Source organism: Paenibacillus xylanilyticus, from assembly GCF_013359935.1.
Lineage (GTDB): Bacteria > Bacillota > Bacilli > Paenibacillales > Paenibacillaceae > Paenibacillus > Paenibacillus xylanilyticus.
On the sequence record NZ_JABMCB010000202.1, the window covers coordinates 534,085 to 547,182 of the forward strand.

Below are 13,098 nucleotides of genomic sequence, written 5' to 3' on the forward strand. Positions count from 1 at the left end.
GCTTGGTGCTAGGGACTTAATAGCGATGGAATGAACCAATTTCTATAAAATTTAACACAGGCGAAGGGGCGTGAATGTTCTGGTGGAAGACACCATGATTGAACTTCGGATCCCCCCGCTGCCCTATTATCTGGGATCGGGCCGAACGGAATACAAAATAGGGGATCAACATCCCCACCGCAGCAATATCGGGGCGTATGATTTACTGATACTGGTTCGTGGCGAGATGCACATTGGGGAGAATGGATCGGCTTGGACGCTAACAAAAGGGGACATGCTGCTCTTGCTGCCTGATGCGGAACATTATCCTCTCCAGCCCTGCGATCAGGATACCGTTTTTTACTGGGTGCACTTCGAACATGCCCCCAGACGGGATGTTTTTCCGGAAGAGAAAACGGAGAACAATCCATCGCTTTATTCAACCAGGCCATTCATTAACCCTTACACCCTGAGATTACCGAAGTATATGCATTTGCCTGACTCATGGACGGTGTTTGGCATGGTGGAACAGCTGTTGGCCCAGCCTCCAGCCCTTTCCTTTTGGCAGGAGCAGCATTTGCTTGGAGAATTGCTTGGCTTGCTTGAAGAAGGAAGCTTCGGGCGAACGGATTCCGTGGCTTCCCGACTAGCCGAGCGGACTGCGGTATACCTTCAGGCCAACTATCGGGAGAAAATCACCAATGATTCGATTGCGTCTGCCCTGCATTTTCATCCGAATTATATCGTTCGCTGCATGAAAGCGAGGTACGGCTGCACGCCATCGGATTACCTGCAGCAGTACCGGCTGGAGCGGGCCAAACGCTTCCTGGTCACCACCGATTGGTCCATTGACCGGGTCGCCGAGGAAGTGGGTTTTCGTCACTCCCCCTATTTCTCGTCCTGCTTCAAACGCGAATTCGGCCTTTCTCCATTGCAATTTCGCAGGCAATATATGAAATAAAAAAAGAGCGAATTCATTCGGCACAGTGGACCGGTTGAATCGCTCTTCTTTTAATGCATGAACGAATTTTAATTCGCATTCTTGTTTGTTAAAGCATGCTTCCTCAATCTTGATCTCCGTAGAGATTCTTCTCGAATTGCTTATGCCGATGTTCAACGTAACTACCCATTCGAGGATTTTCAAGTATACTAGCTACTAAAAAATAAATTCCAATCAAAATCAATACAGATAAGATTAATTCAACAATGTAAGGCATATTTTTTCCCCACTTTATAAAATTTTGGTGGACAAAAGAAGATCACCCTACGAACTTCCATCTCATTCTTCGTAACTGTAGATTCTTCAATTACGCATGTCCAACGATCGAGTGTGGTACGTAAGGCTCCTCCAAGCTCTCAATTTCTTCAGCTGTTAACTTCATATTTAAAGCTCCTATGGCACCTTCTAGATGAGATATTTTTGTGGCCCCAATAATCGGAGATGAGACGGTTTCTTTCTGCAGCAACCAGGCAAGTGCGATATGGATTCGTGGGACACCATGTTTTTCTGCGAGGGCTGCAACTCGTTCGACAATCAATCGATCTGCATCTGCAGTCGCATCATATTTGGATTTCTGGATTTGATCCGTTTCTGAACGAAGCGTTGTTTCCGACCAATCACGTGTTAATCTTCCTGATGCAAGTGGACTATATGGGGTTACTCCAATTCCCTCTTCCTTACACAGTGGTAACATTTCACGCTCTTCTTCACGGTACATCAGATTCAAATGATTCTGCATGGATACAAACTTAGTCCATCCGTTTTTGTCCGCTGCGTACAGTGCCTTTTGGAATTGCCAAGCATACATCGCGGAAGCACCAATGTATCTTGCTTTTCCGGCCTTCACAACATCATGTAACGCTTCCATCGTTTCTTCAATGGGAGTATTGTAATCCCAGCGGTGGATAATATACAGATCTACGTAATCTGTGCCAAGCCTCTTTAGACTTTTATCGATTTCACTCATGATTGCTTTTCTTGAAAGACCGGCACCATTTGGACCTTGGTGCATACGGCCATGTAGCTTGGTAGCAAGCACAATTTCATCACGATTGGCATAATCCTTTAAGGCTCTACCAATAATTTCTTCACTGGTCCCCATCGAATAGACATTAGCGGTGTCAAAAAAATTGATTCCTAGATCAAGGGCTTTTTTAATAATTGGCCGGCTCTTTTCTTCATCAAGTACCCATTGATGTATCCACTTCTTTGGATCACCAAAACCCATGCAACCAAGACAAAACCTGGATACATCCAATCCTGTATGACCTAATTTAACGTATTCCATTTTATTTATTCCTCCCTTTCATGTATTTACATATTTCCCTCTTGAATGGATCATTATAAATTTGATTATGTCATAAATGTTAAGCAAACCCTACCCACATTCATATCAAGTTTGTGCCTAATCCTCTCAAATCACTTACATTGTCCTCAGTAATCAAGTAAAATGAAAACTTGCAAAAGAAAGAGTAAAGGAGAAGCGGACATGCCTGAGTTCACTGCTGAGAAGTTTAGCCAAGAGCACGAACTAAGTAAAGTTATTGAGCATTACATAAATCAGGATGGTGTTCATCCTACACCTATTCCATCCTTATTTCTGATCCGTGAATCCATGATTAGCGAACCCGTAGCTAGAGTTAACGAAACCTCCTTTTGCATTATCATTCAAGGCGAAAAAGAGGTTTGGTTGGGTGAAGAATGCTATAGATACGGGCCTAACGATTACATTGTTGCGTCTGTTGAATTACCCGTGACTGGTCAAGTTATCAAAGCAACACCTGAATCTCCTTATTTGGCACTCAAACTTGAATTTTCACCCAGTGATGTCTTAGAGGTTCTAAATCACGCTGCTCTTCAACCTGGGCCCCAAAAAAATGCAAAACGTGCGATGTTTATAGGACACGTTGAACCACCTTTGCTGGATGCCGTTTACCGATTAGCTTTTTTGCTAAACCATGCAGAACATATTCCAGTACTTGCTCCATTAATTAAGAAAGAAATACTTTACTGGATTCTGCAAGGTCCACATGGGGAAGCACTCGAACAAATGGCGTTAGAAGGCAGCAATTCCGTTCGAATACGAAAAGTAATTGAACATATTATTGAAACGTATAAAGATCCCTTTCGAATTGAGGAGCTGGCTGAAATAGCGAGCATGAGTGCAGCTTCGCTTCATCGGCATTTTAAAGAGGTAACGGCTATGAGTCCGGTTCAGTTTCAAAAACAATTGAGATTACAGGAAGCCAGACGACTGTTAATAACCGAGTCAACCGATGTAGCTAACGCCGCAATCAGCGTGGGCTATGAAAGTCAATCTCAATTCAGCCGGGAATATTCCCGCTTATTTGGTTTATCCCCCAGAGCAGATATTCACCGATTGAGAGAGGGAAAGATTTAAATTTAAATGAGCTTCGAAGATTCGGATGATAACCGTATCGAAACTGAATACTTCCATGCAGTCGGTTATAGCGAAGATTAGGGTTAGAATAACTTGTACCGATTAAACAAAAAGCAAAAAGTCGCTAGATAGCGACTCTCAATGGGCTCATGTTCTTGTATTTCGCAGCAGCAGCTGTCCGAGTACTAGAACTTGATATTGAATAAACGTTACCAGTTAGTTTGACTAAAACTACACGCCAAATTGTTTTAAATGATGGTCCAAGTGCTTGTAAATCCCTTTGCCCCATTCCTCGGAAGTAAGTACTCCGAAAAAAGGATGTCGTTGATTTGCACAAGTCTTAGGACCATTACGTTGTAATGTCATTATATTTTCTTTTAGTTTTTCTTTTTCTACTTCAAACTCTCTCTTGTCCACAATCATTATGGTTGGAATGGTAGACATATTGCGAGGAATTGGTTTGTCGTTATATAAAATGGGTTTTACAAACTTTCCTATGAACATTCCTAACCAACTTCTTGAGGAATGGGATTTTCCCGTTGCTACATCATGGAACGAAGTGCAATGAGCTAGCATTTGAGCAACATCCATACGCCCCCATTGTGGTTGGGAGTCTTGGGCTAATTGATCGATGCGCATTAAAATCCCTTTGGCATGTGATAGATCAAAAATAGTATTCACTTGGACAAAGACCTCCTTACAGTTACAGCCCTCGTGCAATTAAACTTGCCTTTAAAGTTTGACATTACATTCTGACATTGTCCCAGTGACGTACTCCATATAATTCACATTGCCGTTAAAGTTCAAATAAGCTTCATAACGTAATCGGATGGCGGGTAATGTAATCCAATCCAGAACTTGTTCCTTTGGAACCCACCTACATTCGCTCGTTTCATCAGAAATAGCTAACTCACCACCCACAGCCTTGCAAACGAAGTCAAACATGACCTTCGTAGGAACATCGGTCACACCGTCATACCACTTATGTATCGCTGTATTCGAAACAACACTAATTAAATGGCTAACCGTGGCGTCTATTCCACTTTCCTCTTTGACCTCACGAATCACGCCATCCATCAGATTTTCTCCAACTTCAGTGATGCCACCAGGATACACCCAACCATCGTCATGAGCTTTTACTAATAGGATATTTCCATTTCCATCTTCTACAATTCCACCTGCTGATACAATATGTGTCGGAAACGCCACTACACGACCTCCTCATTCGGAAAGATGTATATTTATTCCACGCGGTCCCTAAACAATCCTGCCATTAGCTTACTAAAAATGGAGCAGCTGCCAACCGGCAACTGCTCCATTCAATGCGTAGATACTTACTAATCAGCTAACTTGTTGATGTTTTTTTGAATTAAACATGTACTTTCTTAGCAATATAGATATCCAACTCAATAACAAGAATAAGATTCCTCCTACAACTATGTATGGAGTACCCATCCCTGATATAAACAATCCTCCTACTGCTGTTCCTATCGTTATCCCAAAGTTACTACATGATAAAAATAAACCATTCGCAAAATCAGGGGCTTCCGGAGCCGCAGAAGTAATCCAATATTGTGCCACATTATTTCCTATAGCAAAGAATAACCCCCAAAGCATAATTGTAATTAACATGAGAACCGTTGATTTCCCTGTAAAGAACGATAATGCAAGTGAGATTCCCAATGCGATCGGAAAAAGTAATGCTGTCTTCATCGCATTTTTAGTAAGTAATCTTCCCCCAGCTAGATTTCCTACTAAGCTTGCTAAACCTAATAAGAATAACGCAAAAGTTAAAGTTGTACCTGTCAAATTCGTTACGGTTCCAAGGTATTCTGTACTGAAACTGTTCACACTTGCAATAGCTGATCCGATAAATAAGACGGAGAGAATTGCCAACCAGATCATCGGTTTTTTTAACACGCTTATTTGAGATCCATAAGACTGTCTTTCTTTAACAGGCATAGATGGCACAAATATAATAGTGGCTATAAATGCAATAGCATTAACAATAGCAAAGAAAAGCATGGCTTTTTCTATGGATGTTCCACTCGCAATATAATTTGTAATGGGTACACCGAGTATCATACCTGCAGTTACTCCCAAAATCACTTTAGAAACAGCCTTTGGCGCATCTTCTTGTCTGACCGAACCAGCAGCAACCGTCAAAGCCATTGAACAATACACTGGGTGAAAAAAAGCTGGGATGATGCGGGCAATGAGCAAAATGGTAAAGTTGGCAGCAAAATAAGAGACAATATTACTTATAATGAAGATTCCAAGTACGAGCAGCATGACTACTTTACGATTAATTCCTGAAAATAATAGCGGCAAAATGGGACCTGATATTGCGACAGCAAGTGCAAAGAGACTGACAAGCAAACTTGCTCTGGATACACTGATATCAAATTGCTCAGCAACCGAAGGCAGGATCCCAACGATGCCCATTTCCGTTGTTAGAATACCAAATACACCAATCATCAAGATATATATAAGCAAATTATTCCGTTGAATCACAACATTTTATCCCCTAACTTTTTGTAATTAAAGATCTTCCTTTTTTTAAAGAGTTAAATATCATATTTAACATTGCCACGCCATTTTACAAACAAATTACTTTTTCCATTTTTTATCCTCCTAATCCTAGCCATGCTGTGGCTGCAACTTATGTGTTTTAAGAACTTGTCTCGTATTTCGTTAATTTAGCTTTGGACTGGGTTATCAAAAAACTCCACAACAATGGATTATTCCCCACATGTGTATTATTCTATTTGTATGAACTTCCTGCAATGGCCAAATGGATCGCTTTTGCGGAATAAGTAACAGAAACAAATGAACTGTGGATTATTATATTGGAAGTTGGTGTCGTTCGAATGCGTAAAGTGGATCGACGTATACTCAAAACTCAAGAAGCCATAAAAAAGGCTGTTATTGAATTGATGATAGAAAAAAAGGATTTCGATCAAATAACGGTTCAGAATATCTCCGACAGAGCAAACGTTGATCGCAAAACAGTCTACCATCACTACAAAGATAAATTTGACTTGTTGGATAAACTCATTGAAGAGCACATCAATGAACTAAGAGAGATTTGTGAATCTGAATCTTCTGCTTCAGAAGGCGATTATAGTTGGTTTGAATACTTTGCTGAAAAATATTCATTCTTTTCGGTCATGCTGGCTAGTAAAGGAGCTCCATTCTTCCGTAGCCGATTCCTTGAGTTTGTTATCGAGGATATACGCAATGGATGGGATATGAACGAAGGAAAAGAAAGTGGATTAAACGAGGATATCCTTGTGCAATTTTTTGCACCTGCATATGTAGGGCTTGTAGAATGGTGGTTTATGAATGGAATGCCCTACCCACCGCGTGTTATGGAAGAACAAGTAGGGATGATGTTAGAGAAAAACCTGTCATAGTGTGTTTAACTGCGCATTATGAAAGTAAGTTCATCATTTTTGAAAGCTGAGATTGTATTGATCTCAACTCCTAGTTACACGATCTTGCCCTAAGCTAAATGAAGATTAGTATCGGTTTCATTTATATGATTCGCTTCTGCTACCAGAAGTAGTATAGTTGGAGTTGTTGAGAATATATTCCAGGAGGCTAGAGCCATGTCACAGGAAATCTGGATTAACCTGCCGGTCAAGGATGTTAAGAGGTCAACTGCCTTTTTCAATGAGATCGGATTCCATGCGGTGAGTGTTGGTAACGAGAGAGCCAAGCTTGCCATAGGCCAAACAACGATTCTGCTGTTCCCGGATGCCGCGTTTGAGAAATTTACAGGTTCAAAAACCGCAGATACTTCCCATAGCGCAGAAGTAATATTTTCTATTGGTGCTGAAAGCAGAGAAGAAGTAGATGCCTTTATTCAAAAAGTAGAGTTTGCCGGAGGAAGCATCTTTGGCAAGCCGAGTGAAATTGACGGCTGGATGTACGGCGCTGGATTTGCCGACCTGGACGGTCACCGCTGGAATCTGCTGTACATGGATGAGAGCCGAATGCCGCCAAGCTAATATGATAACGCCGCTCACCTGTTAAAGGTTACCGGCGTTTTTTACACCTCCATAAATAGCCACGCCTTTACTTTGGTCACGAATTGCAGCAGATGTATCCTCTTCCCCCTCCTTCCATTATTCATCCGTATATTTCTCGAGTGTACTAATATTTTAGATTTTCCAAAAAGCTAACGTACTTATATTGGAATGAGTTGATCAGTCCTCATTTGCGATGTAAAAAAAAGATTTGTCAAAAGTCAAATAAGTGCACGATCCTCTCTTATCATCTCTCCTCATTGAAATCGAAAGTAAAAAAACTTGCTGCTTCTCGTCAATAACTTTTATATCACGTGTTCCTTTTCTCCTTTACAATATTTTCAAGCAAGTCATTAGTAACTATCGCGAAAAAGGGGGAAGCACTATGAAAAAGAAAACGAAAAACTTAATGTTGTCTTTATGTATGTCGACCTTATTACTCGCAGCCTGTACGAACGGGAGCAGCACCGAGCAAAGTCCGACAAATACGGATTCGGACACCAACGAGGGTGGAACAACAACCATTCACACGGTAACGTCAGAATACACTTCTGCAAAATATCCACAAGGAGACGATATCACAAACAATGTCTGGATTAAGCGATACAAAGAGAAGTTTAATATCGATGTCAAAACAGACTGGGTAAGCGATGAGTACGATACCAAATTAAATTTGGCTATAGCATCGAACGATCTTCCCGACGTGTTCAGGGTTAACCCCTCACAATTGAGGCAGTTGGTGGAAGCGGATATGGTGATGGACCTTACGGAAGTCTTTGAACAGCACGCTTCAGATCGACTCAAAGGTTACATGGAAGCAGATGCGGACAGTTACGAGTCTGGAAAGAAGGAAGGTAAGCTGTACGGGATACCTCAGATGCACTGGGGATTAATTGAACAACCAGACTTCATCTGGATTCGGAACGATTGGAAAGAAGAACTAGGTCTCCAGGATCCGAAATCCGTGGAAGACATCAAGAACATCGCACTGAAATTCATGGAAAAACACGGCGGTTACGGTATCGCGGTAGATCAAACGCTGGATTATCTGAACCTGCTCGCCATTGCATGGAATGCACATCCGGATATGTGGATCGAGGATAACAGTGGAAAACTGGTTTACGGCTCAGTCCAGCCTGAGATGAAGAATGCGCTGGCTGAATGGTCGGAATGGTACAAGCGAGGCATCATTGATCCGGAATTTGCAATCAAAGATTTTAATGCAATGAACGCTGATATCGTAGCCGGCAAAGTGGGGATGCAGCCTTACTACCAGTGGTGGGGATATAATCCGGGTGTCGATACGATAGCCAATCTGGGTAAGGACGCGATCTTTTATCCGTATATCATCCCTACCGTCGATGGAAAGGAAGCGAAACAATCCATTTTCTTCGCCAACAACAATTATATTGTCATGAAAAAGGGATTCAAGAATCCTCAAGAAGTGATTAAAATTTTGAACGACTATGCTTATATCGTGGATGAAGGCAATGGCAAGGAATCCAAAGAAACGTTATCCGCCCTGCTGGACAACGATATTGCCCATGTTGTAGGAGCGTTCCGTGTACTTAATCCGAATTCCGACTACGAGCAGTTTGAGGCTGTATCCGCAGCCCTTGAATCCAAGGATACCAGTGGACTCACAACTTCGGGAATGTGGCAGAAATATAACAACAGTGTTGAGTTTATGAAGAACGCAACACCGGGAGCAGTCGGTGATTATTTGCAACAAGGGGCACCAAAGAATGCTTACGGTCTTGCGAAGAAAGTGCTCGACAGCGGGAACTACACAAAGACGGCTCTATGGGGAGTTTCACCTGAAGCATTGTCGAGCTACGGCACAACGCTGGATGATATCCTGACTGAGGGTTTCACCAAAATCATTATGGGTAGCGAAAGTATCGATTATTTCGATGTTGTTGTCCAGAATTGGCGAGCAGCCGGAGGGGATGACGCGACCCAGGCAGTCAATGACGCATACGGAAAATAATAAGACAATTGCCAATAAGGGATGGGATGTTCTCATCTCTTGTTGGTAGCGGTTACAACTTGATCTCGTCAAGAACGGAGGAATATGAATGCTGAGAAAATGGAAGCAGCAGAGTCCCTACCATCTCATGTTGATCCCAAGTCTAGTCCTGGTCTTCATCTTTAGTTACATCCCTTTCTACGGACTTATTATTGCGTTTCAGAAGTACAACCCGGGCCTTGGCTTCAACTCACCATGGGTAGGATGGGATAATTTTACGCATGTGTTTAATCAGCCGAACTTCGTAAGAACGATCTGGAATACACTGTACATGTCTGTCTTTAAAATTATCGGTGGTATTATCGTACCTGTTATTTTCGCATTACTGCTTAATGAAGTGCTGCACAGTGGAATCAAACGCACATTCCAAACTCTGGTATATATTCCGAACTTCCTCTCCTGGGTCATTATGGCCGGCATTATGCTGGATATCCTTAGCTCCGACGGCATTATCAACACATTTTTAGGCGTATTCGGGATTGCACCTATCTCCTTTCTTGGGACACCTTCCATTTTCCCATGGACGATGATCGTGAGTGACATCTGGAAAGGCTTCGGATTTGGCACGGTTGTTTACCTGGCAGCCCTGACCAGCATCGATCCTGGACTTTACGAGGCCGCTGTGATCGACGGAGCCAAACGGTGGAAGCAGACCATCTACATTACTTTGCCCCTCCTTATGCCTACGATTGTTTTAATGACCGTATTGTCGCTTGGGAACGTACTTAATGCAGGCTTCGATCAAATTTATAACCTCTACTCCCCTGTTGTGTATCAGACCGGTGACATTATCGACACCTATGTATACCGTCTGGGTATTCAGCAGGCACAATATTCGATTGGTACTGCCGTCGGATTATTCAAATCCATCATTTCCAGTATTCTGGTTGCCGTATCGTACATCCTGGCCTACAGGGTAGCCGGCTATCGTATCTTCTAAGGAGGAACTATCATTATGATCCATGATAAAAGTATGGGCAGGCGTTTGTTTCATATCATGAATTACACGATATTGCTTCTTATCTCTCTTCTCTGTATCCTCCCGTTTATCAACCTGTTGGCGGTTTCGTTCAGCAGCAGCTCGGCAGTATCTGCGGGAAGTGTCACGTTCTGGCCCGTCGAATTCACGACGAAGGCCTATGAATTTGCATTAACTGGAGGGTCATTCTTTTCCTCGCTCTGGGTCGCCATCCAACGGACCGTTCTCGGAACGTTGGTCAATCTCGTTTTAATCGTGCTCACAGCTTATCCACTTTCCAAATCCAAACAAAAATTGATGGGCCGTAATATCTATATGGGATTTTTCATCGTGACCATGTTATTTAGCGGAGGATTAATTCCAACCTACCTCGTGGTTGTCAAAATGGGACTAATTGATTCGATTTGGTCCCTGATCCTGCCCGGAGCTCTACCGGTATTTAGCATGATTATTCTCATGAATTTCATTAGAGGGTTGCCAGAGGAAATTGAAGAATCAGCCATCATCGACGGTGCCGGGCCTGTACAGGTACTGCTTCGCATTCTGCTCCCTCTCCTCAAGCCAGCTCTCGCTACAGTCGGTTTGTTCAGTATTGTCGGCCATTGGAATTCATGGTTCGATGGCATTATTTATATGAACAATCCAGCCAATTATCCATTACAAAGCTATCTGCAGACCCTTCTGCAGAGCTTTGAGCAAATCATGCTGAAATCTGGATCCGATTATACCCAACTTCTATCCATGATGAATGCCAGAACCGGACGCGCCGCCCAAATGTTCCTGGGTGCCATTCCGATTCTGCTCGTTTACCCGTTCTTACAGAAATATTTCACCAAGGGTCTGGTGCTAGGCAGCGTTAAAGGATAAATCATAAAAGGGCTTGCAGTTCATACTGTAAGCCCTTTTGTTTATATCTAAACTTCATTTTTGAATGGCAGGTAGCAGAATGGAGAAAATGGTACCTTCATCTATTTTACTCGCGACTTGTATTCCATAGGGTTTACCAAAATGAAGTTGAATCCTCCGCTGCACGTTATGCAATCCAATCCCATTCGTTCCTGTACTGGCACCGGACTTTTCTTCCATCAAGTTCTGCATCGTAAGATGATCCATTCCGACGCCATTGTCGCATACTTCGATCACAACTTCATCCAGCTGTGATTGAATCCGAATGGTGATGATCCCATCTTCTTCGAGTTCGGCCAGACCATGAAAAATCGCGTTCTCCACAAGGGGCTGCAGGATCATTTTGGGCATACGATAATCCATCAGTCGCTCCTCAATCTCATATCTCATCTGAATACAATCATAGTACCTGACATTCTGGATCGTGACGTAATTCGTTATATTATCAATCTCCTCACGAATCGTTACGAGCATCCCATCTGATCTTGTCGCATACCGGAGCATCGAGATAAGTGCATCTGTCATGTCCACGATTTTGTCAGCCTGCTGCATGGACGCAATCCATTTTACCGACCCTAGTGTGTTATACAGGAAATGAGGCTTGATCTGGTCATGAAGGGCACGCATCTCAGCTTTGGCTTTCTCTATTTCCTCCTGCTGCATCCGCTCAACCAAGAGCTTCAATTCATGCGACATCTTGTTGAATCGAATCGATAAATGTCCAATCTCGTCCCGAGAGCGAATATGTTCGACTTGTTCAAACTGCCCCTTCTCGACCAGCGCAATATTACGCAGGAGTTTCTTAATGGGGGTTGTAATGACATGAGATAGAAATATGGATATTACTGCAGCAAAAAGAAACATGACAATGGCCAATGTTATCAGATTACGGCCCAATATTTTGCCATCAGCAGTCAGCTCATCCAAGGGCATGTATAAGTAAGTTGTCCATTTTTGCTGACTAAGCGGACTGGTCACCACAACATTCAATGATTCGGGTGGGCGAACGTTATCCCGGAAGAGTGTGCCGATCAATCGTTCGTCCACGTTATATACAATCTTGTCATTCTCATCTACGATCATGAACCTGGAACGCAGCCCTTCCTGCAGGTTACGATTAACAATCTCGATGAATTTGATATCAATGCTGACAACGATCACGCCAAGCAGTTTCCCGCTAGCCACATCATGAATTTTTCGAGCGTGCGAGACTGCCAAAATTTTATTCTTTAATTGCTCATCCATCCGGGTGGTCAGAGTGATGGTTCGATCCTTATCATGCATGAACTTTTTAAACCACAATTCATTAGCCACTTTGTAATTAGGGTCAATGGGTTGGTTAGGACTCACGAACAGATCTTGTCCCCCGTTTAAGTTATAGAGGTAAATGGAGAATACGCGATCCTTCATCATGATATAATTCATCAGAATATTGTATGCGGCAACCTCATGCTGCTGATCCCCATCTCTCAGGAAATCCTGGATCGGAAAGCTTCCTTCATGGGTCGCAGATAGATTATTGCTCAGTCCGTTGCTGGCCAGCAGCGTGATTTTCTCAATTTCTTTTAGAAACTCATCAATCCGAATATTCGTTTGCTTGGCCAGGTCGCTGAGCAGCTTCGTGTAATTCTGGGCCAATAACCGTTCAGAGGAGTAATACGAATTAATCGTCATCACAAATACCGGCAGGATAATGACCGTTATACATATCACCATGATTTTATTTTGGATTCGAAAGAGTTGGGTACGCCTCATCTATTGCACCTCTTATTC

General features: G+C 42.7%; 12 protein-coding genes. 7 read left to right on the forward strand and 5 right to left on the reverse strand.

Features of this window, described 5'->3' with window-relative positions; all coding sequences use genetic code 11:
- Window positions 1-94: 94 nt before the first annotated feature.
- Complete coding sequence (locus HP552_RS28990) at window positions 95-940, forward strand: helix-turn-helix transcriptional regulator (RefSeq protein ID WP_175398819.1); 846 nt, start codon at window positions 95-97, stop codon at window positions 938-940.
- Between the two features lie 346 nt (window positions 941-1,286).
- Here HP552_RS28990 and HP552_RS28995 read toward each other — a convergent pair whose 3' ends face one another.
- On the reverse strand, window positions 1,287-2,267 hold the full coding sequence (locus HP552_RS28995) for an aldo/keto reductase (protein ID WP_175398820.1): 981 nt from the start codon (window positions 2,265-2,267) through the stop codon (window positions 1,287-1,289).
- 201 nt (window positions 2,268-2,468) lie between these two features.
- Here HP552_RS28995 and HP552_RS29000 point away from each other — a divergent pair, with 201 nt between their 5' ends.
- Window positions 2,469-3,380 carry an AraC family transcriptional regulator gene (locus HP552_RS29000; protein ID WP_175398821.1) on the forward strand — a complete coding sequence of 304 codons (912 nt, stop codon included), beginning with the start codon at window positions 2,469-2,471 and terminating at the stop codon, window positions 3,378-3,380.
- Window positions 3,381-3,611: 231 nt separating this feature from the next.
- On the opposite strand, the gene HP552_RS29005 is transcribed toward HP552_RS29000, so the two are convergent.
- From HP552_RS29005 to HP552_RS29015, 3 genes are all read right to left on the reverse strand, one after another.
- Window positions 3,612-4,061 carry a DUF1569 domain-containing protein gene (locus tag HP552_RS29005; RefSeq protein WP_175398822.1) on the reverse strand — a complete coding sequence of 150 codons (450 nt, stop codon included), beginning with the start codon at window positions 4,059-4,061 and terminating at the stop codon, window positions 3,612-3,614.
- Between the two features lie 51 nt (window positions 4,062-4,112).
- Window positions 4,113-4,589: an NUDIX hydrolase gene (locus HP552_RS29010; RefSeq protein ID WP_175398823.1), complete on the reverse strand. Its 477-nt coding sequence runs from the start codon at window positions 4,587-4,589 to the stop codon at window positions 4,113-4,115.
- 132 nt (window positions 4,590-4,721) lie between these two features.
- Window positions 4,722-5,894, reverse strand: a complete 1,173-nt coding sequence (locus tag HP552_RS29015; RefSeq protein ID WP_175398824.1) for an MFS transporter — start codon at window positions 5,892-5,894, stop codon at window positions 4,722-4,724.
- Between the two features lie 356 nt (window positions 5,895-6,250).
- Here HP552_RS29015 and HP552_RS29020 point away from each other — a divergent pair, with 356 nt between their 5' ends.
- The 5 genes from HP552_RS29020 (at window position 6,251) to HP552_RS29040 (ending at window position 11,286) form a co-directional block, all read left to right on the forward strand.
- Window positions 6,251-6,796 carry a TetR/AcrR family transcriptional regulator gene (locus tag HP552_RS29020; RefSeq protein WP_175398825.1) on the forward strand — a complete coding sequence of 182 codons (546 nt, stop codon included), beginning with the start codon at window positions 6,251-6,253 and terminating at the stop codon, window positions 6,794-6,796.
- A 195-nt stretch (window positions 6,797-6,991) separates the two neighbouring features.
- Window positions 6,992-7,393: a VOC family protein gene (locus tag HP552_RS29025; RefSeq protein WP_175398826.1), complete on the forward strand. Its 402-nt coding sequence runs from the start codon at window positions 6,992-6,994 to the stop codon at window positions 7,391-7,393.
- A 403-nt stretch (window positions 7,394-7,796) separates the two neighbouring features.
- Window positions 7,797-9,401: a type 2 periplasmic-binding domain-containing protein gene (locus tag HP552_RS29030; protein ID WP_175398827.1), complete on the forward strand. Its 1,605-nt coding sequence runs from the start codon at window positions 7,797-7,799 to the stop codon at window positions 9,399-9,401.
- 88 nt (window positions 9,402-9,489) lie between these two features.
- Window positions 9,490-10,380: an ABC transporter permease gene (locus HP552_RS29035; RefSeq protein WP_175398828.1), complete on the forward strand. Its 891-nt coding sequence runs from the start codon at window positions 9,490-9,492 to the stop codon at window positions 10,378-10,380.
- Between the two features lie 15 nt (window positions 10,381-10,395).
- A complete protein-coding gene (locus HP552_RS29040; RefSeq protein ID WP_175398829.1) occupies window positions 10,396-11,286 on the forward strand; it encodes a carbohydrate ABC transporter permease in 891 nt (296 codons plus the stop codon).
- 54 nt (window positions 11,287-11,340) lie between these two features.
- Here the strand turns inward: HP552_RS29040 and HP552_RS29045 are convergent, their stop codons facing one another.
- Window positions 11,341-13,080, reverse strand: coding sequence for a cache domain-containing sensor histidine kinase (locus HP552_RS29045; RefSeq protein ID WP_175398830.1), 1,740 nt, complete (start codon window positions 13,078-13,080; stop codon window positions 11,341-11,343).
- Window positions 13,081-13,098 lie beyond the last annotated feature (18 nt).